The sequence below is a fragment of the Sporosarcina pasteurii genome (genome assembly GCF_041295575.1).
Taxonomy (GTDB): domain Bacteria; phylum Bacillota; class Bacilli; order Bacillales_A; family Planococcaceae; genus Sporosarcina; species Sporosarcina pasteurii.
The window spans coordinates 2,053,901-2,077,159 of record NZ_CP160452.1; the positions used below are offsets into that span (position 1 = coordinate 2,053,901).

General features: G+C 39.5%; 23 protein-coding genes. All 23 read right to left on the reverse strand.

Going from position 1 to position 23,259, the window contains the following annotated elements:
- Positions 1-59 precede the first annotated feature (59 nt).
- Positions 60-407, reverse strand: coding sequence for a 30S ribosome-binding factor RbfA (gene rbfA / locus AB1H92_RS09655; protein ID WP_115360495.1), 348 nt, complete (start codon positions 405-407; stop codon positions 60-62).
- Positions 408-430: 23 nt separating this feature from the next.
- Positions 431-709: a DUF503 domain-containing protein gene (locus tag AB1H92_RS09660; protein WP_115360494.1), complete on the reverse strand. Its 279-nt coding sequence runs from the start codon at positions 707-709 to the stop codon at positions 431-433.
- Positions 706-2,973, reverse strand: coding sequence for a translation initiation factor IF-2 (gene infB, locus AB1H92_RS09665; RefSeq protein ID WP_115360493.1), 2,268 nt, complete (start codon positions 2,971-2,973; stop codon positions 706-708). The genes AB1H92_RS09660 and infB overlap by 4 nt, the downstream gene beginning before the upstream one ends.
- A 4-nt stretch (positions 2,974-2,977) precedes the next feature.
- The gene (locus tag AB1H92_RS09670; RefSeq protein WP_115360492.1) at positions 2,978-3,298 is read right to left on the reverse strand and encodes a YlxQ family RNA-binding protein; all 321 of its coding nucleotides are present in this window, start codon (positions 3,296-3,298) and stop codon (positions 2,978-2,980) included.
- Positions 3,295-3,573, reverse strand: a complete 279-nt coding sequence (gene rnpM, locus AB1H92_RS09675) for an RNase P modulator RnpM (RefSeq protein ID WP_115360491.1) — start codon at positions 3,571-3,573, stop codon at positions 3,295-3,297. Before rnpM ends, AB1H92_RS09670 begins: the two co-directional genes overlap by 4 nt.
- Positions 3,574-3,592: 19 nt before the next feature.
- Complete coding sequence (nusA, locus tag AB1H92_RS09680; RefSeq protein ID WP_115360490.1) at positions 3,593-4,765, reverse strand: transcription termination factor NusA; 1,173 nt, start codon at positions 4,763-4,765, stop codon at positions 3,593-3,595.
- 21 nt (positions 4,766-4,786) lie between these two features.
- Complete coding sequence (gene rimP / locus AB1H92_RS09685) at positions 4,787-5,263, reverse strand: ribosome maturation factor RimP (protein ID WP_115360489.1); 477 nt, start codon at positions 5,261-5,263, stop codon at positions 4,787-4,789.
- 436 nt (positions 5,264-5,699) lie between these two features.
- A complete protein-coding gene (locus tag AB1H92_RS09690; protein ID WP_115360488.1) occupies positions 5,700-10,025 on the reverse strand; it encodes a PolC-type DNA polymerase III in 4,326 nt (1,441 codons plus the stop codon).
- Positions 10,026-10,089: 64 nt separating this feature from the next.
- The gene (locus AB1H92_RS09695) at positions 10,090-11,796 is read right to left on the reverse strand and encodes a proline--tRNA ligase (protein ID WP_115360487.1); all 1,707 of its coding nucleotides are present in this window, start codon (positions 11,794-11,796) and stop codon (positions 10,090-10,092) included.
- A gap of 217 nt (positions 11,797-12,013) precedes the next feature.
- Complete coding sequence (gene rseP / locus AB1H92_RS09700) at positions 12,014-13,279, reverse strand: RIP metalloprotease RseP (protein ID WP_115360486.1); 1,266 nt, start codon at positions 13,277-13,279, stop codon at positions 12,014-12,016.
- Positions 13,280-13,346: 67 nt separating this feature from the next.
- A complete protein-coding gene (locus tag AB1H92_RS09705; protein ID WP_115360485.1) occupies positions 13,347-14,495 on the reverse strand; it encodes a 1-deoxy-D-xylulose-5-phosphate reductoisomerase in 1,149 nt (382 codons plus the stop codon).
- A gap of 16 nt (positions 14,496-14,511) precedes the next feature.
- The gene (locus AB1H92_RS09710) at positions 14,512-15,306 is read right to left on the reverse strand and encodes a phosphatidate cytidylyltransferase (protein WP_115360484.1); all 795 of its coding nucleotides are present in this window, start codon (positions 15,304-15,306) and stop codon (positions 14,512-14,514) included.
- Complete coding sequence (locus AB1H92_RS09715; protein ID WP_115360483.1) at positions 15,303-16,097, reverse strand: isoprenyl transferase; 795 nt, start codon at positions 16,095-16,097, stop codon at positions 15,303-15,305. Before AB1H92_RS09715 ends, AB1H92_RS09710 begins: the two co-directional genes overlap by 4 nt.
- Before the next feature lie 480 nt (positions 16,098-16,577).
- Complete coding sequence (frr, locus tag AB1H92_RS09720; protein ID WP_115360482.1) at positions 16,578-17,135, reverse strand: ribosome recycling factor; 558 nt, start codon at positions 17,133-17,135, stop codon at positions 16,578-16,580.
- Entirely contained in the window at positions 17,135-17,860 is a 726-nt protein-coding gene (pyrH, locus tag AB1H92_RS09725) for a UMP kinase (RefSeq protein WP_115360481.1), read from the reverse strand. Before pyrH ends, frr begins: the two co-directional genes overlap by 1 nt.
- A 241-nt stretch (positions 17,861-18,101) precedes the next feature.
- On the reverse strand, positions 18,102-18,989 hold the full coding sequence (tsf, locus tag AB1H92_RS09730; RefSeq protein WP_115360480.1) for a translation elongation factor Ts: 888 nt from the start codon (positions 18,987-18,989) through the stop codon (positions 18,102-18,104).
- Between the two features lie 87 nt (positions 18,990-19,076).
- Positions 19,077-19,814 carry a 30S ribosomal protein S2 gene (gene rpsB / locus AB1H92_RS09735; RefSeq protein ID WP_115360479.1) on the reverse strand — a complete coding sequence of 246 codons (738 nt, stop codon included), beginning with the start codon at positions 19,812-19,814 and terminating at the stop codon, positions 19,077-19,079.
- Positions 19,815-19,958: 144 nt separating this feature from the next.
- Positions 19,959-20,453, reverse strand: coding sequence for a DUF6115 domain-containing protein (locus AB1H92_RS09740; protein ID WP_115360478.1), 495 nt, complete (start codon positions 20,451-20,453; stop codon positions 19,959-19,961).
- A gap of 5 nt (positions 20,454-20,458) precedes the next feature.
- The gene (locus AB1H92_RS09745) at positions 20,459-20,758 is read right to left on the reverse strand and encodes an RNA polymerase subunit sigma (protein ID WP_115360477.1); all 300 of its coding nucleotides are present in this window, start codon (positions 20,756-20,758) and stop codon (positions 20,459-20,461) included.
- The gene (locus AB1H92_RS09750; protein ID WP_115360476.1) at positions 20,755-21,537 is read right to left on the reverse strand and encodes a FliA/WhiG family RNA polymerase sigma factor; all 783 of its coding nucleotides are present in this window, start codon (positions 21,535-21,537) and stop codon (positions 20,755-20,757) included. The genes AB1H92_RS09745 and AB1H92_RS09750 overlap by 4 nt, the downstream gene beginning before the upstream one ends.
- A gap of 123 nt (positions 21,538-21,660) precedes the next feature.
- Positions 21,661-22,155 carry a chemotaxis protein CheD gene (locus tag AB1H92_RS09755; protein ID WP_115360475.1) on the reverse strand — a complete coding sequence of 165 codons (495 nt, stop codon included), beginning with the start codon at positions 22,153-22,155 and terminating at the stop codon, positions 21,661-21,663.
- A 1-nt stretch (position 22,156) separates the two neighbouring features.
- Entirely contained in the window at positions 22,157-22,789 is a 633-nt protein-coding gene (locus AB1H92_RS09760; RefSeq protein ID WP_115360474.1) for a chemotaxis protein CheC, read from the reverse strand.
- On the reverse strand, positions 22,786-23,247 hold the full coding sequence (locus AB1H92_RS09765) for a chemotaxis protein CheW (protein WP_115360473.1): 462 nt from the start codon (positions 23,245-23,247) through the stop codon (positions 22,786-22,788). Before AB1H92_RS09765 ends, AB1H92_RS09760 begins: the two co-directional genes overlap by 4 nt.
- Between the last annotated feature and the right edge of the window lie 12 nt (positions 23,248-23,259).

The following is a 23,259-nucleotide window of genomic DNA, read 5'->3' on the forward strand; positions in this document are numbered from 1 at the left end:
CTATACAAATGGAGGAAGCCGAAAAGTCCCCACGGACGTCGACTTCCTCCATCTAGTTATTATTCATTTTCGTTATTTACTCGCGTGAGTAATGTTTCGATTCTGTTACCGTACTCGATGGATTCATCGAATTCAAAGTCGATTTCAGGTACTTTACGGAATCTAATTCGACTCCCAACTTCAGTACGAATAAAGCCTTTCGCCTTGTTTAAACCTTTTAGCGTTTCTTCTTTTTCTTTATCGCTTCCTAGAACAGAAATGAAGATAATTGCATTTTGAAGGTCTCCTGTTACTTCGACGTCTGTTACTGTTACAAAACCGATTCTCGGGTCCTTCACTTTTTGAATAATGATTTCACCAAGTTCTTTTTTCATTTGCTCTGCAATACGATTCACACGTTTTGACATAGACTTGTCACCCCGTTTCGCCTTCAGTAATAATCAATGTGATACTCGGTCATTTCCCATTCAGGATTTGATTCTAATAAACGAATCGCACGTTTTACTTCTCTTTCAGCTGGTTCTTTGGAAGAAGCCACGGCAACAATTGCAACTGTTGTACGTTGCCAAAGATTTTGATGTCCAATTTCAGCTATGGATACATTGTAAGAGTTTTTTGTCCGATCAATCATCCGCTTAATTACTGAACGTTTATCTTTTAAAGAGGCAGCCATTGGAATGAAAAACGAACACTCCGCATATACAATCATACCCGTTTAATTTCTTCCATGATGAAGGCTTCGATTACGTCGCCTTCTTTAATATCGTTATAGTTTTTAATTGTAATTCCGCACTCATAGCCTCTAGTCACTTCTCTTGCATCATCTTTAAATCGTTTCAATGCATCGAGTTCACCTTCATAGATGACAATACTGTCACGGATGACACGAACGCCAGAATCACGTGAGATTTTACCATCAGTCACATAGCTTCCCGCAATCGTTCCAATTTTAGATACGTGGAAAGTTTCACGAACTTCAGCTTGACCGATAACTTTCTCTTCGAATTCAGGGTCAAGTAGCCCTTTCATCGCAGATTCGATTTCCTCGATCACTTGATAAATGACGCGATGAGATCTAATTTCTACACCTTCTGCTTCGGCAGCACGTCTCGCGTTTACGTCGGGACGAACGTTAAATCCAATTACAATCGCATTAGATGCTGCTGCTAGGGAGATATCGGATTCATTAATCGCTCCAGCGCCAGTATGGATAATTTTAACATTAACGCCTTCAACATCGATTTTCATCAATGAGGCAGCCATTGCTTCAACTGTACCTTGAACGTCAGCCTTAACGATGAGGTTAAGCTCTTTCATCTCGCCTTGTTTCATTTGGTCAAATAAATTATCAAGCGTTACTCTTGTTTTAACATCACGTTGTTCTTGAAGTGCATCTCCTGCTCGGGATTCACCGATTTGACGAGCCGTTTTCTCATCTTCGAAGACGACGAAACGATCGCCAGCTTGTGGAACATCATTGAGTCCCGTAATTTCTACAGGCATTGAAGGCCCAGCTTTTTGAACGCGACGTCCTAAGTCGTTAATCATAGCACGTACACGGCCGTATGTGTTTCCAACAACAATCGGGTCTCCAACGTTAAGTGTACCGTTTTGAACAAGCAATGTTGCAACTGAACCACGTCCACGGTCTAGTTCTGCTTCGATAACTGTACCTCTTGCACGGATTGTCGGATCTGCTTCTAGTTCAGCAACTTCAGCGACAAGTTGAACCATTTCTAGTAATGAATCGATTCCATCGCCAGTTAACGCTGAAACAGGTACGAATATTGTATCTCCGCCCCAGTCTTCTGCCACGAGACCATGTTCAGTAAGTTCTTGCATGACTCGATCTGGGTTAGCAGTTGGCTTGTCGATTTTGTTGACTGCAACAATAATTGGAACTTCAGCCGCTTGAGCGTGACTGATTGCTTCCACTGTTTGTGGCATTACACCATCGTCTGCTGCGACAACAAGAATTGTAATATCAGTGACTGAAGCACCGCGCGCACGCATTGTTGTAAATGCTGCGTGACCTGGTGTGTCTAAAAATGTAAGTTTTTTACCGTCATGTTCAATTTGGTATGCACCAATATGTTGTGTAATACCGCCCGCTTCACCTTGCGTTACTTTCGTATTTCTAATTGAATCTAGAAGTGTTGTTTTTCCATGGTCAACGTGCCCCATAATTGTTATGACTGGCGGACGTTCTACCATATTTTCTTCTGATGGTTGTTCTTCCTCTAAGCCTTCTGTTTCTTCAAAATAAACTTCTAGGTCTGTTACATCGACACGGATTTCTTCTTCTACTTCTACGCCATAGTCTGAGCAAAGCAATTCAATCGTATCTTTATCAAGTTCTTGATTAATTGTTGCCATAACGCCAAGCATTAATAACTTCTTAAGAATTTCAGATGGTTCACGACCCAATTTTTGAGCTAGTTCGCCAACGGATAAAGACTCATAAAACGTGATTTTTTCCGGTAATGGTTTTTGGACTTTTGGTTCTGGATTAGCTGGACGGTATCTTCGTCTTCCTTGGTTAATCCCACGTGCAGGTGGACGTCCACCACGTCTACCTGGACCAGATTGTCCACGATTTTGTCCTGGGCGCGCTGAATTATTCCCGCCACCTGATTGAGCAGCTGGGCGATTTTGATTACCTTTTGGTTTAGCACCTTGACCTTGCGCCGCTGGACGTTTATTTTGACTTGCTTGTGCAGGACGTGATTGGCCTTCAGCTTTCTTTCGTCCATCATTATTTTGATTGGAACGTGGTTGATTGGATGCTTGTTTCTCAGCACCCTTTTCTGCTCTTTTTACACCAAATGTTTTATCAAGTTTCGTCATTGCATTTTGATCAATTGTAGACATATGATTTGTTACATTTACATCTAGTTTTTCGAGTGCATCAATTACTTCTTTACTCGTTTTCTTCACTCGTCTCGCATATTCATGTACACGCACTTTAGTCATGCGATCACCCCCGGTTATATTCATTGAGATAATCGGAGAATTTGCCCGCAAAACCGGCATCCATTATCGCAAGAACTACTCGCGATTCTTTTCCGATAGCATGCCCAAGTTCTTCCCGACTTCCAAAAACATGCTTCTCAACGTTAAAAAAATTGCATTTATCCGTAATTTTCTTCATCGTATTAGCCGATGCATCATTCGATATGATGACAAGCTGGACTTTACCAGCTTGAATCTCACGGACAGTTAACTCTTCACCTGTTACTATCTTTCCCGCTCTAGTCGCGATTCCTAGTAACTGTAATATTTTTTGTGATGTATTCATTTTATAGACTCCCGACGAACTGCATGAAGTAAATCTTCATAGACTTGTTCTGGAACTTCTGCTTTTAGTTGACTTTGAATTGATCGATTGCGGCGCGCTAACTCGATCGCTTCTTCGGATTTTGACACATAGGTCCCACGGCCAGATTTCTTTCCCGTTAGATCAACTGAAACTTCCCCTTCTTTTGGGCGGACAATCCGAATCATATCCTTTTTCGGTAACATTTCGCCAGTAGCCGCACATTTACGTAAAGGTACTTTTTTCATTTTCGCCATATGTGTACATCCTTTCTAGTTAATCTTCTTTATATAAATCAATTGGTTCTTCCGGTAACTCTTCGTCGTTTCCATAGATTTCCCCATCATGGTAATAAGGTGAAGTGGCGACTTCTTCCGGGTCATCCTCTGGTAATTCCCGCGGATAAATGCCTAATTCACGTGCGTCTTCTTCACTTTTAATGTCAATTTTCCAACCAGTAAGTTTTGCAGCCAACCTTGCATTTTGACCGCGCTTACCGATTGCTAGTGAAAGTTGATAGTCTGGAACGATAACTGTTGTCGAACGTTCTTCCTCATTCACTTGTACGTCTAATACTTGTGAAGGACTTAACGCATTTGCTACAAAGACAACAGGATCTTCTGACCACTCAACGATATCAATCTTCTCTCCATTTAATTCCGTTGAAATAGATTGAACACGAGCACCTCTTGCACCAACACAGGAACCGATTGGATCAACGTCTTCATGAGATGTATAAACAGAAATCTTTGAGCGATCTCCCGCTTCACGTGCGATTGTTTTAATTTCAACAATTCCTTCGTAAATTTCTGGTACTTCAAGTTCGAATAAACGACGTAATAATCCCGGATGTGTTCTAGAAACAAATACTTGTGGTCCACGTGAAGTACGTTCGACTTTTGTAATAAAAACTTTGATTCGATCATGCGGCTTATATGTTTCTGCTTGAATTTGTTCACCTAAAGGTAAAACAGCCTCTACTTTTCCAAGCCCTACATATAAATTCCTTGCATCAGTTCGCTCAATAATTCCATTTACAATATCTTCTTCGCGATCAACGTACTCATCATAAATCATGCCGCGCTCAGCTTCACGTACACGTTGCGTCACGACTTGTTTTGCCGTTTGTGCTGCAATGCGTCCAAAATCTTTTGGCGTCACTTCTTCTTCTACAATATCGCCTATCTCGTATGCAGGATTAATGTGGTGTGCATCCTCCAATGAAATTTGTAAACGTTCGTCTTCAACCTCTTCAACAACGTCTTTACGGGCAAGCACTTTCATCGAACCAATATCAGAGTTCATATCAACTCTTACATTTTGCGCTTGGTTAAAGTTTCGTTTGTAGGCAGTCACAAGGGCTGCTTCAATGGCTTCTAATAATACGTCTCTTGAAATACCTTTCTGCTTTTCAAGGGCTGTTAACGCATCGAGTAGATCACTACTCATGTTCATCACTCCTATAATCCATTATGCGGAAAAGTCAATTGCCAATCGTGCAACTGCAATTTTTTTCTTGTCAATTAATACGGTAACTTTTCTAGTCTTAATACGAATCTCTACTTCTGCACCTTCAGGACCGTATGACAGTAAATATCCTTCAAACTCTTTCATGCCATCGATTGGGGCATAAGTTTTGATATACACATACTGTCCGATTGCATTTTGAAAGTCCTCTTCTTTTTTCAACGGCCTTTCAGCACCCGGTGAAGATACTTCCAGGAAATAATTTTGTTCAATCGGGTCTGTGCGATCTAATTCTTCGCTTAATCGTTCGCTAACGAGTGCACATTGGTCTATATCAATGTCGCCTTCTGGTGTATCTACATAAACACGTAAAAACCAGTCATTTCCTTCTTTCACGAACTCTATATCGACTAATTCCAAAGTTAAATCGTCCACAATTGGTTGAACCATTTTTTCAACAACACTTGTAATTTGAGTCATTTTATCCCTCCCAAGTAATCACTACAACTTTGATACATCCAACTTTTGAATTTAATTTGTAGCCTCATAGCTATTCTTCCCGTTAGATATCTTCTAGAAGCATTTAATACGTTTCGTCAGTGTAGCAAAATCTCCATACGTCGCGTAGGTGAATTTCATTCTTCTCTATCCATTAAAGAATGAATGTCTTTTAAAATAAAGTGAACTACATCTTGCCAGCTTCGTTTCGATGTTATTCAATAGGTTTAACCGATTCCATTATGATAAACCTATTTCCCAATCCAATTCACACTTATTGCTTAAATATTTTGATGAAATCATCTCTTCAAAAACTGCTGAACAACAGAAAAGAGCGGGATATCCCACTCTTTTCGCAAGACTATTACAAAAGTTGGTTTAATCATAACATACGTAAAACGTTGTTGCAAACAATGCGTTAGAACAACGACAATTGATTTGCGTCAGGCATTCCTTCTAGACAGCCAAGTTCTTCCATATACTCGATGACTGTTTTTGAAACACGACCTCGCTGCTGTAAATCTTCCTTGGATAGGAACTCACCGTCTTTTCTCGCTTCGACAATTGATTGCGCAACATTTGTACCGAGCGATGGGATTGCATTAAATGGAGGGATTAATGTATCTCCATCAATGACAAACGTCGTTGCATCCGACTTATATAAATCAGGTTTTGCAAATGAAAATCCACGTTCACACATCTCTAACGCAATTTCCAATACAGTAAGTAAATTTTTCTCCTTTGGTGATGCATCGAGGCCTTTTGCATCAATTTCCTGGATCTTAGCACGAATAGATGCTGAACCTTTTGTTACTGTTAGTAAATCGTGATCAGCAGCTCTAACTGTAAAGTATGCTGAATAATAAAGAATTGGATGATGCACTTTAAAATAAGCTATCCGAAGTGCCATTAATACATATGCAGCAGCATGCGCCTTCGGGAACATATATTTAATCTTTTTACATGATTCAATATACCAATTTGGTACATTTTGAGCTCTCATCGCTTCTTCAAATTCAGGTGTTAGCCCGCGACCTCTACGAACGGACTCCATAATACTAAAGGCAGTTGCAGGTTTTAGCCCTTGGTAAATTAAATAAACCATAATGTCATCACGACAACCGATTACGTCAGATAGCTGACAGACTTTATTTTTAATTAACTCTTGGGCATTTCCAAGCCAAACGTCTGTCCCGTGAGAGAGTCCAGAAATTTGAACGAGTTCTGAGAATGTAGTTGGTTTCGTCTCTTCAAGCATTTGACGAACGAAACGCGTTCCGAACTCTGGTACACCAAGAGTTCCTGTTTTTGTACCAATCTGTTCTGGTGTAACGCCAAGCGATTCAGTGCCACTAAATAATTTCATCACGCCTTCATCGTCGGGCGGAATTGTAAGTGGGTCAATCCCCGATAAATCTTCGAGCATTCTAATCATTGTTGGATCATCATGACCGAGAATATCTAGTTTTAACAAGTTATTTTCTATCGAATGGAAATCAAAGTGCGTCGTTTTCCATGCTGAATTTAAATCGTTTGCTGGGAATTGAATTGGTGTAAAGTCAAAGATATCCTTTGTATCCGGTACAACAATGATTCCCCCCGGGTGTTGTCCAGTGCTTCGTTTAACACCTGAACACCCGATTACGAGGCGGTCAATTTCAGCGCCACGGAAATGAACACCATTATCATTCATATACCCTCTGACATAACCATAGGCTGTACGCTCTGCAACAGTACCAATTGTTCCAGCACGATAGACATAATCTTCTCCGAATAATTCCTTCGTATAGTTATGCGCATTTGCTTGGTATTCTCCACTGAAGTTAAGATCAATATCAGGTACCTTGTCCCCTTCGAAACCAAGGAATGTTTCAAACGGGATATCTTGTCCATCTTTTGTATACAATACATCACAATCTGAACATTTTTTATCAGGTAAGTCATAACCCGAACTTACGGAACCGTCATCGAAGAACTCCGCTTTTTTACAAGTCGGACAAACATAATGCGGTGGAAGTGGGTTAACTTCCGTAATTTCCATCATCGTAGCAACAAGTGAAGAACCAACGGATCCCCTCGATCCAACTAAATAGCCATCATCGAGTGAACGTTTCACTAGCTTATGGGAAATTAAATAAATGACTGCGAAGCCGTGTCCAATAATGGATTTCAGTTCCTTTTCAATCCGTTCAACGACAACTTCTGGTAACTCTTCGCCATAAATTTCATGCGCCATGGAATAAGTTAATTGCTTAACTTCTTCATCTGCACCTTCAATTTCAGGCGTATATAAATCATCTTTTATCGGCTTAACATCCCCGACTCTTTCTAATATCGCGCGTGGATTGTCGATGACGATTTCTTCTGCCACCTGTTCCCCGAGAAATGAAAACTCTTTAAGCATTTCATCAGTCGTACGAAAATGAACTTCTGGTAAGGAATGTCGGTTTAAAGGATTTGCCCCGCCTTGAGCGCGAACGAGAACTTCCCTAAACGTCGCATCCGTTTCATCGATATAATGCACATTTCCCGTTGCACAAACAGGGATATCGACAGCTTTTCCAAGTTTAATTAACTTCCTCATAATATCTTCCATATTCCATTCATCACGGATTAGTTCCATGTCAATTAAATGTGAATACACAGCTTTCGGATGAATTTCAATATAGTCATAGAACTTCGCAATTTCTTCAACTTCTTCAGGCGATTTCTGCATGAGCCCTTCAAATACTTCACCGTTCGAACAACCAGATCCAATGAGTAACCCTTGTCGGTGTTTAATGAGTAAAGAACGCGGAATCCGCGGCACCCGATAAAAATAATCCATATGCGAATAAGATACGAGTTTAAATAAATTTTTCATCCCGACATCGTCTGTCGCAATAATTGTACAGTGGGACGGTCTAGCACGTTTATAAGCGTCGCCTTCTCCAATATGTTTATTAAAATCATCTAAATGCGTAATCCCTTTTGCCTCTGCACCTTCTAACAATTTTATAAACAAATATCCAGTCGCTTCCGCATCGTAAATCGCACGGTGATGTTGCGTCAGTTCAATATTGTATTTTTTCGCTAACGTATTCAGTCTGTGATTCCCGAGTTCAGGATGTAGAAAACGTGCCAGTTCTAATGTATCAATAACTGGATACGTAATACTTGGAATTCCTGCTTTTTTATAAGCTTCATATAAGAATCCCATATCAAATGATGCGTTATGTGCAACGAGTACCGCGTCACCTATCCACTCATAATAGTCTCGAACGACTTCATCGACATCCGGAGCATCTTTTACCATATCATCCGTAATCCCTGTCAAATTCGTAATGAGGGCAGAGATTGGTTCGTGCGGATTTGCAAATCGTTCAAACGTATCAATGACTTCACCGTTTTTAATCTTCACAGCAGCCAATTCGATAATGGTATTATAAACAGCTGAGAGTCCAGTCGTTTCTACGTCAAATACAACAAACGTATCATCTTCAAGTTTACGATGTTGTTCACCGTACGCAATTGGAACTCCATCATCGACTAAATTGGCTTCCATCCCGAACAATACTTTTATCCCATGCTTTTTCCCAGCAGAATAAGCTTCAGGGAAAGACTGCACGTTGCCATGGTCTGTAATCGCTACAGCAGGATGCCCCCACTTCGCTGCTTGCTCGACTAATGCTGAAGCTGAAACGACTGCATCCATTTGACTCATCGATGTATGTGCATGTAATTCCACACGCTTACGATCATCAGGCGCTAAGTCTCTTCGAATAACTGGGGGTATTTCCATAATCGACTGTGCCATCATAATTAAATCTCTAACGAACGTATCATTTTGAATGCCCCCACGCGCTCGAACCCATGAACCTTTTTTCAAGGAGGACATTAATTTACCATCTTCCTCATTACGGGAAAACATTTTGACAATAATGGAGTCCGTGTAATCTGTTATTTTGATTGTTAATAATGAACGACCGCTACGTAATTCTCTTACTTCAGTATCAAAGACATAGCCTTCGATTGTAACGCTACGCTCTTCATCTTGAATGTTTCTGATTTCCATAAGCGGTTCGTCATGTTTAATCGCAGGACCTAATTGGAATGGACCCGATGGAACATCGTCATTTTCTTTACGGCTCTGCTCTCTCTTTTGCATGTCTTCTAACGCTTTTCGAGCCATCTCTTCCTCTTCTGCCTGACGTTCGATTAGAAAAGCTTTTTGTGCTTCCTCAGCACTGTTCAAATCATCAGTTAGCTGAAAATCAACGGCAAGCCTTGGAAAGCCAAACGTTTCGAAAACGTCAGCAATTAGTGGGCCATATTTTGTTTTCATCGTCTGTAATTCCATATCGTTCATACAGATGAATGTGAGTTTACCACCTGTAACGCTCGGTTTTTGACTCGTTAATCGTTCACGAATAGGCGGTGACATATCTCGTAATTCTTCTATTACAAAGGGCCAATAACCAGCAATTAACGATTCATCCACTACTGGATTTTTACAAACGATGTTTAATTGAATTGTAGCAATTGCTGAAAATGCTTCTCGTATTCTCTGGTTAAAGATTGTATATACTTCGATTGGCAGTAATTTCTCTAATTGGATATTAAATTGCCAAACGCGTGATTTACGATGAACGCTTACTCTCTCTAATAATGCATTTTTAAAATGAACAACAAATTGATCGTCTGTCATATTTATTTGTTGTAATAAGAGGTGGAGTTTCATTTTATCGTTTTGTTTACCATCCACATTGAGCCCTCCTTATTCCTAGATGAAAAGAAGGAAGTGCCATTCCGCGGCCTTCCCTCCGTTATTAATCCATAGTGAAAAATGCTTGAAGCTTTTCGGTCACTTCTTCAACTTGCCACTCAGTCATTTCACCAGTCTCCCGAAATTTCACTTCCAATATTCCGTCTTTCGCTTTCTTGCCAATTGTAATTCGAATTGGCAATCCAATTAAATCAGCATCTGCAAACTTTACACCCGCACGTTCGGTACGGTCATCGTACAGTACCTCGAATCGATACGTTTGAAGAAGTTTATATAAATTATCGGCGAGTTCTTTTTGACTAGCATCATTTAAATTAATCGGCACGAGATGAATATCAAAAGGGGATAAGTTTTTAGGCCATTTTAAACCAAACTCATCATTATATTGTTCAGCAATTACTGCCATAATTCGGGACACATTCATGCCATAACGCCCCATAATCATAGGTTTGTCAGTCCCTGCTTCATCAATGAAAGTTGCATTCATTGGCCCACTATAAGCTATCCCTAGGGCATCGAGCCGCCCCACCTCAAATCCTTTTGTAAACTTTATCGTACCAATACCGTCGGGCGCTATATCTCCTTCTTCAGCATAGCGCAAATCCGCATATTCATTCACCGCAAAATCTTTTTCAGGATTGACATTGAGTAAATGAAAATCATCTTCATTAGCTCCAGCTACGCCGTTTACAATTGAAGCAACAGCAAAATCTGCAATGATTTTCACACCTACCGGCAATTGCACGGGACCAATTGATCCAGATTCACAAGAAAGTAATGCTTTTACCGTATTCTCTTCAGCTAATGTAACCGAATGAGCAGCAATGGCATTTTTTAGTTTTATTTCGTTAATTTTATGATCGCCTCGACTAATAACCGCGACGATTTCATCATCTACTTTATAAATAAGTGTTTTGATACATTTTTCTATCGGAACTTCTAAAAAATCAGCAACTTCCTGAATGGTTCTCTTTTTGGGTGTTTCGACTTTCTCTATTTCTTGAAGTATCTCATCTGATTTTTCATAGTGATTGCTGACAGCTGCCTGTTCAACACTTTCAGCAAATGAGCCTGTACTGCTATAAGCAATTTTCTCGTCACCATCATTGGCTTTTGCGACGAATTGATACGCCACAAGGCTATCTTGCGGACTAGATGCTAAATCTACTGCATAACAGGCCAAATTTAATTTCGTGAAAATTGTTGAGTACGCTTCTTTCATCTGTTCATAAGTTTCATGGAAACTTTCATCAGAAACATGGAAAGAATAGGCTTCTTGTTTGACAAATTCACGATTTACCAATAATCCAAAACGAGGACGGGGCTCGTCCTGGAATTTTGTTATCATCTGATACAATGTTAATGGTAACTGTTTATAGGATTTAACTTCATCTCTAATTAAAGAAGTCACCTGTTCTGTATGTAACGCACCAAGTATGTAGGTACGATTTCGTTCATCCTCTAAATGAAACAAATTACTATCGTCTTCAGCTATCCCAATACGTTCTTGTAATAGTTCAGATGTTTGTAAAGTCGGTGTTGCCATTTCTACAGCACCGATTGCTTCCATTTCTTCACGAATGATCGCTTCGATTTTCCTTAATACTTTCAATCCAAAAGGTAAATATGAATATACTCCACTTGTATGTCGACGTAGAAACCCTGCACGCAATAAAAGTTGATGGGATGTTGTTTCCACATCAGTTGGATTCTCGCGTAATGTCGGTATAAACGCTTGTGACTGTTTCATATTTTTAACCACCTAGTATTTGCATTTTAGTAAAGGTAAAGGGCGCCTAAAAGTCTATAAATAGATGGCGCCTTATCATAATAAATTTAAAATGACTAACTAGTCAATTTCATAATAGGGTTTCATTGCTACATCACCACAACATACAGTCGGGTTGGACCATTCCCGAACTATATGTTGCGTCGATGTAGCAGAATAAGGTCATTATGAAATTGACTCAACTACTGAAAAAGAATCGCTGAATATCATTCCATGTGACAACAATCATTAAGATCATTAGAAGGACAATGCCTACAAAATGAACCATACCTTCTTTTTGCTTATCAATGGGCTTACCTCTAATTGCTTCAAATAAAAAGAATAATAACCTACCACCATCAAGTGCAGGTAATGGCAGTAAATTCATAATTCCTAAGTTAATACTTAAAATCGCAGCCCAGTGCATTAAATTATACACGCCATATTGGGCAACTTCTTCTGTTGCCTTATAAATTCCAACGGGCCCTGACAATGCATCAATCGTAAACTTACCGGTTACGAGCATGCCGAGCAGTTCAAATATTCTTTTAAACCAAGTCCATGTTTGATCTGCACCGAAAACGACTGCTTTAAGTGCATTTTTTTCGACTGGGCTTGTATAAAGAACACCAATTTGTCCGAATTTTTGTCCTGCCTCTTCAATCGTAGCAGGAACAACATGTAATTTGACTAAATCACCATTTCTTTCAACTAGGAAAGAAAGTTGTTCTCCAGGATGCTTTTGAATGATTTCTGCAAATTCGGTCCATGTCGAAATCGGTGTATCGTTTACTTCTTTAACGTAGTCACCATCTTGCATGCCGCCTTCATAGGCTGCTCCTGAACTTTGCACTTCCGTAATTACCGGTTCATTTGTAGGAACACCTTGTAATAAACCGATTGTCAAGAAAATCAAAAAGGATAAAATAAAGTTAAATAACGGTCCAGCAAATATCGTCATTGCACGGCTTGCAAGTGGTTTCGATTCAAATTGTCTATCGTAAGGAGCAATAATTGTTTCTTGTCCTTTTTCGATGATGACAGCATCTCTTGCAATCGGATAACGAACAAATTCCCCGTCATCACTGTATCCTTCTATATACAATTCTTTATCAAGGTCTGATTTTTCTGTTTCCATAAATAAGATATCAGGATTTGATATATTTTGATTCAAATAGAGTTTTTCAACTTCACCTGTTTGACCGATATACAGTCCAACCCGATATCCAGGTAGTAATTCGACTGTATCAAAATCTTCGCCTGCCATTCGTACATAGCCACCAAGCGGCAACAAGCGAATCGTATAGATTGTCTCACCTTTTGTAATGCCAATTATTTTCGGACCAAATCCGATCGCAAATTCACGCACCATAATTCCAGCTTTTTTCGCGAATAGAAAATGACCTAATTCATGAAAAAAGACAAGGGAACCGAATACGATTATAAAAGCAATTACGGTCTCCATAAAAAACCACCTTCGCTGGCTCAGAACTGACTGTTGAATCCTTTTCTTCGCCCGATATTAGTAATACTCACTGTACCATAGCATAGACTGTGTTTCTAGTGTTCCTATCTACTTCTAAAATTGCTTCAAGTGTTGGTTTTACAATCGTTTTATGTTCATCCATGACACGTTCAACAATTTCATCAATTTCCAAAAATGGAATGTGCCCCTTCATAAATAAACTTACAGCAATTTCATTTGCAGCATTCATCGCTGTAGGCATTGTGCCACCTGCTTTACCTGCTTCATAGGCAAGTGCAAGTGCTTTAAAACGTTTGAAATCAATTTTTTCAAAATGTAATTGCCCGATTTCTTCTAATCGGAGACGCTTTGCATTTTGCATTGGAATTCGATGCGGATACGTTAAAGCATACTGAATTGGCACGCGCATATCCGTAGATCCTAACTGTGCCATCACACTTGTATCGTGAAATTCAACCATAGAATGGATAATACTTTCACGGTGCAATAAGACATCAATCTGCTCGTAAGGAATATTAAACAAATGGTGAGCTTCTATTACTTCAAGCCCTTTGTTCATCATCGTCGCTGAGTCAATCGTTAATTTACTCCCCATCGACCAGTTTGGATGCGCCAATGCTTCCTCGACCGTCACATTTGATAATTCATCACGAGTGACATCTCTAAAACTACCGCCAGATGCAGTTAATATTAACTTGGTAATTTCTTTAGGATTTTCACCATTCAATGACTGAAATAAAGCTGAGTGTTCACTATCTACTGGAAGGAGAGGAACATTGAACTTTCTTGCTTCGTCCATCACAATTTCCCCTGCTGCGACAAGTGTTTCTTTATTCGCAATTGCGATTGTAATGCCTGCCCGGATCGCTTCTAACGTTGGACCTAACCCGACACTTCCAATAACCGCATTCACTAAAATATCCGCACCTGTACAGGCAGCAACTTCTCTCAACCCCTCTGCTCCATATACAAAGGTGATCCTCGGAAATTCCGACTGTAAAACTTTTGCATCTTCTTGCCTAATGACAGAAACCATATTTGGTTGAAATGTACTTGCAATTTCTCTTACCTTATCAATATTCAGACCTGCTGAAAAAGATACGAGTTCAAATGTATTTGGATTTGATTTTAGTATATCTAATGTTTGTACACCAATAGAACCTGTTGCACCTAATAAACTAATTTTCTTTTTCATGTCGAAATCCTTTCTTTCAGACTACAAAATGTAGAAAATGAAGGAGTGGCAATACAAATAGCAGGCTGTCAAACCGATCTAGTATTCCGCCATGTCCCGGCAATATGTTTCCTGAATCTTTCACATCATAATATCGTTTTATAGCCGATTCAACTAGGTCTCCTAATTGACCAACAACTGATGCTATGATTGTAACACCTATTAAATAAATATACGAGGAAGCAATCGGTACAAGTGCGTGGAATATGCATGCAAAAATAATTGCTGTGATAATCCCACCAACAAACCCTTCAATTGTTTTATTCGGCGAAATCTCTGGCCAAAGTTTACGTTTCCCGATTTTTCTTCCTACAAAATACGCACCAGAATCTGTCATCCAAATAACTAGTAGTGCGTATATGATAAACTCTATACCAGCTAATCGCGTTTCAATTAAATAATAAAATCCAATACCAACATATAACGCACCAAACATTGAGAATGCGGCATGATCAAAAGTGAAGCGATTTTTAACGATAACTGTATAAATTAATAATAAAAGGACGATGGAAAAAGTAATTTCAACTTTTGTATAACCGAATGCTCTATTTAAGCTCTCACTATATTGTGCTGGTAAAAGTAATACAGCAAGTGCTATCCATGTCAGTATTCCAGGAATTGATAACAAATGAATCTTTCTCATTCGTAATAATTCAAAAAGGCCGATTGTCGCAAGAAGATAAACTGCGAGAGTGAACGGCCAACTTCCGATAAAGACTAGTGGAACAAAAAAGGCGATCGCAACAATTGCTGTGATAATTCTTTGCTTCATTCGACTCCTTCTCCTTCCACATTGCCAAACCTTCTACTACGTGATTGAAAATCCTGTAACACATTCAACAAACATTGTTCATCAAAATCTGGCCACAATACGTCTGTAAATGAAAATTCCGCGTATGCGAGTTGCCATAACATAAAATTAGATAACCTTACTTCGCCACTTGTTCGAATAAGCAAATCCGGTTCTGGTAAATGAGCTGTCATCAAATGGGAATTAACAACATCTTCATTAATATCTTCCCAATTCAGATCACCATTAGCAGTCTTCTCCGCTAACGCTTGCATACATTGAATGATTTCCAAGCGACTCCCATAATTCATTGCGAAATTCAAAATCATTCCATCATTATGTTTAGTTGCTTCAATCGCCTTTTGAATCGCTTGTTTCGTATGCTCCGGCAATAAATTTACATTCCCGATCATTTCCACTTTCACATTTTCTTCAATGAGTTCAGAAAGGTATGTATTCAAAAACTCTCCAGGTAGTTTCATTAGAAAGTCTATCTCTAACTTCGGTCGCTTCCAGTTTTCTGTGGAAAAAGCGTAGAGTGTTAGTACTTTGATTCCAATATCATTCGCGATTCGCGCAATTTTGCGGACTGTTTTCATTCCTTCGTGGTGCCCTGCTATCCTTGGTAAATTACGTTTTTTCGCCCATCTACCGTTTCCATCCATAATAATTGCTACATGAGCAGGGATTTGTCTGCTTTTGACATTTGCAATTTGTTCCGTTAATGAAATATCGGATTCCATACTTTTCTTTCGCATAAGCTTATTTAGCATATTATTTCCTCCACTCTACTACTTTCTAGAGCAATTATAATCATTTTATATTTCGTTTTGATACTCGCGGCGAATTAAGTTGGCCAGCTGTATATCCTATCTTGCGTGCGCATTCCGCTTTTGATACATCTAGCTGCAGGCGCCAGCCCCTCGGGTCATAATCAATCCAGCTGTGTGGCAAAACACGCGGGCCTACAGGATGTAGGTCATGCATCCTTTGCCAATCGAACAGCGAAGGGTTTGATTTGCCGTATTTCTGTGTATTTTGCAGAAATTAAGGCACAAATCAGGACGCGGCGCTCTTTGGATGCCTTCTTTTTTAAATCGACTTATGCCTGTCGGGGCTAGGCGGCGCCTTCCGCTTTCGTTACATCTAGCTACACGCGCCAGCGGCTTTCGTTCAACAATTAGAGTTCTATTATACCATAAAAAAAAGACGTCCTGAAATAAGGACGTCTTGGAATACAAAAAGTTCTCTTATCAAATCTCCATGATTTCATTTTCTTTTTCTTTAGCGATATCATCGATTTGTTTGATATAGGCATCTGTTAACTTTTGAATTTCATCCCCATTACGGTGAAGATCATCTTCTGTTATTTCAGAGTTCTTTTCAAGCTTTTTGAATTCCTCATTTGCGTCTCGGCGGATATTACGTATGACTACTTTTGAGTCTTCCGCTTCCTTTTTGACAGTTTTTACGATGTCTTTTCTACGCTCTTCTGTTAATGCAGGTATTGCAAGGCGAATAATCGATCCGTCATTTGACGGTGTGATTCCGATATCCGATTTTAAGATGGCTTTTTCAATTTCTCCAATGATTGTTTTATCATATGGTTGAATCGCAAGAAGTCTTGCTTCTGGCACTGAAATTCCTGCCATTTGGTTAATTGGTGTAGGTACTCCGTAATAATCGACAGTAATTCTATCGAGTAGTGAAGCATTTGCGCGCCCTGCTCTAATTGAAGCAAGTTCTCTTGTAAATGCGTTAATCGCATTGTCCATTTTTTGTTTTGCTGTTTCCATTACTCCGTTCGGCATTACATATTCCTCCTAACGACCGTCCCGATTGGCTCTCCGAGTACGGCTTTCTTAATATTTCCACTCTCCATTATCGAGAATACAACAAGTGGTATATCATTGTCCATGCACAGAGTTGAAGCTGTTGAATCCATCACTTCAAGTCCTTGGCTAATGACTTGTAGATAAGATAACTCATTATACTTCACGGCTGTCGTATCTACCATTGGATCGGCAGAATATACACCATCAACATTATTTTTAGCCATTAAGATTACATCGGCTTCAATTTCTGCTGCTCTTAATGCCGCTGTTGTATCGGTTGAAAAATATGGATTTCCTGTGCCCGCAGCAAAGATAACGACTCGCTTTTTCTCAAGATGACGTATCGCTTTTCGTCGTATGTAAGGTTCTGCAACTTGTCGCATTTCAATTGACGTAGAAACTCGACTTTCAACTCCAAGTTTCTCGAGGGAATCTTGAAGGGCTAGTGAGTTCATAACAGTTGCGAGCATTCCCATATAGTCCGCAGTTGCACGGTCCATCCCCATTTCACTGCCTACTTTACCTCTCCAAATATTTCCACCGCCAACAACAACGGCCACTTCAACGCCTAAGTCAGCGACTTCTTTTACTTGTTCAGCAACATTTTTAATAATTTCAGGGGATAATCCAAAGCCTTGTTCTCCAGCAAGTGCTTCACCACTTAGTTTCAAAACAATTCGTTTATATTTCGGCATGCTCATTTGGCCCTCCAGTTATTCAGATTTCTCGAAAAAGAGGGAACACTACAAGCGTGTTCCCAATTTATTTCTTATTTACATTTGCTGATGTGTATCATTTTTACACGATACGCTCAGCACTTGATTATATCCAGCTTCTCGGGTCGTTTCGGTCTTTCTCAAAAGGTAAAAGTTCACACCTTTTGGAGAAAGCCCTTCCCTCCAACGCCTGTCGAAGCTAAACGGCGCTTTTCACTTTTGCTTATTAGTTACCTTTTACTTGGCTTAGTACTTCGTCTGCGAAGTTTTCTTCGCGCTTTTCGATTCCTTCGCCAACTGCATAGCGAACGAAACCTTTTAGTGTGCCGCCTGTTGATTTAACGAAAGCAGCAACTTTTTGGTCTGAGTCTTTTACGAATGGTTGATCTAGTACACAAATATCTTCGAAGTATTTACCGATACGGCCTTCAACCATTTTCGCAACGATATTTTCTGGCTTACCTTCGTTTAATGCTTGTTCAGTAAGTACCTTTTTCTCACGCTCAACCTCATCAGCTGGAACTTCGTCACGAGAAACATACTTCGGATTCATTGCAGCGATGTGCATTGCAACGTCTTTAGCTGCTTCTTCGTCTGTAGAACCTTCTAATGTAACTAGTACACCAATTGTTCCACCCATGTGAAGGTATGGACCAAATGCATCAGCATCAGTTTTTGTACGGATTTCGAAACGACGTAGTGTGATTTTTTCACCGATCTTTGCAACTGCGTTTGAGATATGCTCAGAAACAGTATGACCGTTTTCTAATTTTGAATCGTGTGCTTCTTCAATTGAAGCTGGCTTTGTTTTTAGTAGGTGTTCTGCAAGCTCTTTAACAAGCGTTTGGAAACCTTCGTTCTTTGCAACAAAGTCTGTTTCTGCGTTCACTTCAACAATAACTGCTTCGTTACCATCAACGTGAATATATGCGGAACCTTCTGCTGCAATACGATCTGCCTTTTTATCAGCGCTTGATAATCCTTTTTTACGTAAGAAATCAACAGCTGCGTCAATGTCACCATTAACTTCTGTTAGTGCTTTTTTACAATCCATCATACCAGCGCCTGTTTTTTCGCGTAGTTCTTTAACCATTTGTGCTGTAACTTTTGTCATTTTCCATTCCTCCAATATGTGTCGTCTTTTCCAAAAAAAGACGATAAGGGCTGACCGCTTATCGTCTTGTGAAAGTATACTCTCGTATTACTCAGCTGTTACAGTTTCTTCCTCTACAACTTCTTCAGCAGGAGCGTTTTCTTCACCTTGTCTAGATTCGATTAAAGCATCCGCCATTTTGCTTGTTAATAAACGTACTGCGCGAATTGCATCGTCATTCGCAGGGATAACGTAGTCAATTTCATCTGGGTCACAGTTTGTATCTACGATTCCTACAATTGGAATGTTCAATTTAATTGCTTCCGCAACAGCAATACGCTCTTTGCGTGGGTCAACAACGAACATTACATCTGGAAGTGACTTCATGTCACGGATTCCGCCTAGGAATTTCTCTAGTCTTTCGTGTTCTTTATTTAATTGAACTACTTCTTTCTTTGGAAGTACTTCAAATGTACCGTCTTCTTCCATTTTCTCGATTTTCTTCATACGTGCTACACTTTTTTGGATTGTAGCAAAGTTAGTTAGTGTACCACCTAACCAGCGTTGGTTGATGTAGTACATACCAGCACGTTCTGCTTCTTCTTTAATTGCATCTTGTGCTTGTTTTTTCGTACCTACGAAAAGTACTTTCCCACCATCTTCACCAACTTGACGCATGAAATCGTATGCTCCTTCAAGCATTTTCACCGTTTTTTGAAGATCGATAATATAAATTCCGTTACGCTCTACAAAAATGAATTTCTTCATTTTTGGGTTCCAGCGACGTGTTTGGTGTCCGAAATGAACACCTGCTTCGAGTAATTGTTTCATTGAAACTACTGCCATTTTAATTTCCTCCAATTTTGGTTATATTCCTCCGTGCAAATCATCCAACAGAACGACCTTTCGGCACCGTTTCCGTAGTCAGTGCACGTGTGTAGTAATACCATTTGCTAATATAGCATAATGAACTTTCCTTTGCAAACAATTTTATTTGAACTTCAAAATAAGTTCTATTTCAGTTTGTCCTTTGCCTAATAATTTTGCAATATCCTCAACAGACTTCCCGTCTTCATGCAATTGTATAACTCGTGTCTTATCATCTATTTCTAGATCTTCTTGCAAGACATTTAGCTTTACTGCTTCGTAAGATTGACGTGCATGATTGCGAATTGTATGCTTTGGCATTGTAATTGGCAGATCAGCCTCTTCCCTCGTCTTCAGATCCTTATCAGGTTGTTTTAATGATGCCTCATTAAAAATACTTTCATCTTTTGTTTTTGCAGTTATTTTTTCGACCAACTTATCATTTTCATCTTTTATTTCAGCTAAATAAACGGCGATTGCATCGTCCATTTCTTTCATTAACGTATTTTGTTTCTTTTCAAGGTCATCAAACTTGGATAATTTCATATACAGTAATGCTATTAAGTAAAAGCTAATGATCTGTGTAATAAATAAAACCACTAAAAAAATCGTTGTCATTTTTGCTACCCGCTAAAATCGACAAAGGACCCTTTATATGGATGCTTTGTTTTCTTTTGGCTTTCCTTTCGACTGTGTTCCTCTTCTTGCGCTTGGTGATCTGGCTGTTCCTTTTTACCATCATCAGTTTTTTTAGATGACTCTGTTTCCACAGCGGTCTCCTTATTCTTCTCTACCTGCTTCTCCGTTTGAACATTTGCTTGATCTTGCATAATTTGAGCACGTTGTTGCTTTTGCTCAGCTACTTTACCAGCATCAAAGGTTTTAGGAATCGCAATTTGCAATTCGATACCTTTCAAGCTCATAAAATCCCTCCGTTTATTACTTCTGGAGCTAATTGTTTTCTCAGCTTAAATAATGCACGAGAGTGAATTTGTGAAATACGGGAGGTAGATAAACTGAGCACTTCTCCAATTTCAGTTAATGTTAATTCTTCTTTATAAAATAAACTTAATACGAGTTGTTCATTGTCGTTTAACGCTTGAATTTTGGTCGTTAAATCAGCTATCAATTCATTCATTACTAAATCTTGTTCGGGTGTTTTTTCTCGGTCATCTTTAATAACGAATGTTTGAGGGTCATCACGCTCTTCGTCTTGTATCTTTTCATCGAGTGACAGCACATTTGAAAAGTATTGTTCATGCATCGTTTGATAAACATCTTCTACGGCTATATTCAAATGCTCCGCTACTTCTTCAGGCGTCACATGTCGCATTAATTTCTGTTCAAGTTTTTCGATTTCCTGCTGAAGCTTTTTCGTCCGTTCTCTTGATGCGCGTGATAACCAATCTTCTTTTCGTAAACCATCGATAATTGTACCGCGGATGCGAAATGATGCGTATGTATCAAACTTTAAATCCCTGCCTGGATCAAATTTCGTTAATGCGTCAAATAAACCTTGTAACCCAAGGCTCATGATATCATCCCTAGAAACACTTTTAGGAAGTCCAGCACTTATCCTTTGCACGTGATACGAAACGAGGGGCGTATATTTTTCGACAAGTAAGTTCCCAGCGTCTGGATCACGGTTTAGCATCCATCGTCCCCAATATTCAGCTTCCTTTACCTGATCCCGTTTTGACATCGAATCCCTCACTTTCCTGCTAGTTCGTATGTGAATGTAGTGCCTTCTATTCAATACGACATCAAAAAATTTGCGATTTCTTAATTCACATATTGTCTAGACGAGCGACTACACTTTTATATGTTAAATTTCTTTTGGTTCGGAATTTACAGTTCGGACCGAGAGCATAGAAGTTGTTGGATCGAATTCAATCGTGCGTCCTTTGGAGCCGCCTGTATCTTCAGCAATTATAGGTATAGCAAGTCGTCTAAGTACTTGTTTGACAGCCTCGATATTTCTCGGCCCAATTCGTAATGTATCAGTAGAACCATACTGAAACATTTGAGCGCCTCCAGCAATTTTAGCTTTTAATGACATCGGTCTTCCCCCTTCGCTTTTCAACAATTCCATTAACATGTAGATTCCTGTGTCGGCATATTTCGCATGATTAATTCGCGCTGAGCGATCGAGACTTGAATCAGGTAGCATAATATGTACCATACCTGCAATTTTTTTAAATTCGTCATACAACACAATGCCGACACAAGAACCGAGGCCAGCTGTGCGAATCGTTGCATTGCCTTTCACGATATTCCAATCTGAAATGCCTACACGAACGATTTCAGTTTTCGTCATCATCTTATAGGACACCTAACGACTGAAAAATCGTTGCATATGAGTGCGGATCTGGCAATAAAAAGAAATTACCTTTAATACTATCAGAATACTTCATGCCTTCTTCTCGGATTTCTGTATCAATCACAATCACTTCATCACTGTACTGAGATACCTCAATCAGCCCAAAACTAATGATGGCACCGACCATATCCACAGATAACGATGGGACTGTCGGATGAATTTTCAGGCCAGTAAAATCCGACAATGCTGACAAATAAGAACCAGACAATATATTGCCTAGCTCTTGCATGGAGGAAATTCCAATGTCTGTAACATTCATCCTATGAAAGTCAAATGACTCTTCACCTGTTAATAAATTTATAAAATGATTGGCACAATCAATAGACAGCATAAAAAACATACTCCCCGAAACATCGCCCTGAATACGTAGAAAGATACCAACAATTGTTTCATCCGCTCCGCCAGCTAGATCAAACATTTCGTCAAACGTAACCAATTGGACATTCGGAACGTACATGTCAATTTTTCGATTCAGTAATTGCGAAAGCGATGTAGCCGCATGCGCAGAACCGATGTTTCCAATTTCTTTCAAGACATCTAAGTGCAAGTCCGTAATTTTGATTTCTGCACTCATGTAACTTCAGCTCGTTTGATCGGTTCTAATACTTTTGTAAGTTCTAGTAGTACAAATAAACGCTCCTCTACTTTTGCAACACCTGAAATAAACTCCGAAGCAACTGAACCTACGACTTGCGGTTGGGGTTCAATCGCACTAAGTGGTAAATCTATTACATCGTTCGCCCCATCTACTATGAGCCCTACATCGTAATCTTCTAATGAGACGATAATAATTCGGGTTCTATCATCCATTTCTTTAGGTTCTAACAAAAAGCGTTCACGTAAGTCTATAGTTGGTGTGACGACGCCTCTCAAATTGATAACGCCTTTTACATAAGAAGGGGTTTTAGGTACTCGTGTAATCGACATAACCCGCTCAATTCCTTGAACGACATCAATCTCAATCGCATATTCTTTATCCATCAGTTCGAATATAATGACTTTAGTTAGCTCTTGTTGGGCAATCTCAGTCACATTCAGTCACTT

Excerpts from the sequence above, each read along its gene's own strand:
- AB1H92_RS09715 (WP_115360483.1), bottom strand. The coding sequence starts at position 16,097 with ATGCTAAATAAGCTTATGCGAAAGAAAAGTATGGAATCCGATATTTCA.
- AB1H92_RS09670 (WP_115360492.1), bottom strand. The coding sequence starts at position 3,298 with ATGAATACATCACAAAAAATATTACAGTTACTAGGAATCGCGACTAGA.
- nusA (WP_115360490.1), bottom strand. The coding sequence starts at position 4,765 with ATGAGTAGTGATCTACTCGATGCGTTAACAGCCCTTGAAAAGCAGAAA.
- AB1H92_RS09740 (WP_115360478.1), bottom strand. The coding sequence starts at position 20,453 with ATGACAACGATTTTTTTAGTGGTTTTATTTATTACACAGATCATTAGC.
- rbfA (WP_115360495.1), bottom strand. The coding sequence starts at position 407 with ATGTCAAAACGTGTGAATCGTATTGCAGAGCAAATGAAAAAAGAACTT.
- AB1H92_RS09750 (WP_115360476.1), bottom strand. The coding sequence starts at position 21,537 with ATGTCAAAACGGGATCAGGTAAAGGAAGCTGAATATTGGGGACGATGG.
- frr (WP_115360482.1), bottom strand. The coding sequence starts at position 17,135 with ATGCCGAACGGAGTAATGGAAACAGCAAAACAAAAAATGGACAATGCG.
- rpsB (WP_115360479.1), bottom strand. The coding sequence starts at position 19,814 with ATGGCAGTAGTTTCAATGAAACAATTACTCGAAGCAGGTGTTCATTTC.
- AB1H92_RS09755 (WP_115360475.1), bottom strand. The coding sequence starts at position 22,155 with ATGATGACGAAAACTGAAATCGTTCGTGTAGGCATTTCAGATTGGAAT.
- AB1H92_RS09660 (WP_115360494.1), bottom strand. The coding sequence starts at position 709 with ATGATTGTATATGCGGAGTGTTCGTTTTTCATTCCAATGGCTGCCTCT.
- AB1H92_RS09710 (WP_115360484.1), bottom strand. The coding sequence starts at position 15,306 with ATGAAGCAAAGAATTATCACAGCAATTGTTGCGATCGCCTTTTTTGTT.
- pyrH (WP_115360481.1), bottom strand. The coding sequence starts at position 17,860 with ATGAGCATGCCGAAATATAAACGAATTGTTTTGAAACTAAGTGGTGAA.
- AB1H92_RS09760 (WP_115360474.1), bottom strand. The coding sequence starts at position 22,789 with ATGAGTGCAGAAATCAAAATTACGGACTTGCACTTAGATGTCTTGAAA.
- AB1H92_RS09745 (WP_115360477.1), bottom strand. The coding sequence starts at position 20,758 with ATGAGCTTGAAAGGTATCGAATTGCAAATTGCGATTCCTAAAACCTTT.
- infB (WP_115360493.1), bottom strand. The coding sequence starts at position 2,973 with ATGACTAAAGTGCGTGTACATGAATATGCGAGACGAGTGAAGAAAACG.
- AB1H92_RS09695 (WP_115360487.1), bottom strand. The coding sequence starts at position 11,796 with ATGAAACAGTCACAAGCGTTTATACCGACATTACGCGAGAATCCAACT.
- rseP (WP_115360486.1), bottom strand. The coding sequence starts at position 13,279 with ATGGAGACCGTAATTGCTTTTATAATCGTATTCGGTTCCCTTGTCTTT.
- rnpM (WP_115360491.1), bottom strand. The coding sequence starts at position 3,573 with ATGGCGAAAATGAAAAAAGTACCTTTACGTAAATGTGCGGCTACTGGC.
- AB1H92_RS09705 (WP_115360485.1), bottom strand. The coding sequence starts at position 14,495 with ATGAAAAAGAAAATTAGTTTATTAGGTGCAACAGGTTCTATTGGTGTA.
- tsf (WP_115360480.1), bottom strand. The coding sequence starts at position 18,989 with ATGACAAAAGTTACAGCACAAATGGTTAAAGAACTACGCGAAAAAACA.
- rimP (WP_115360489.1), bottom strand. The coding sequence starts at position 5,263 with ATGACTCAAATTACAAGTGTTGTTGAAAAAATGGTTCAACCAATTGTG.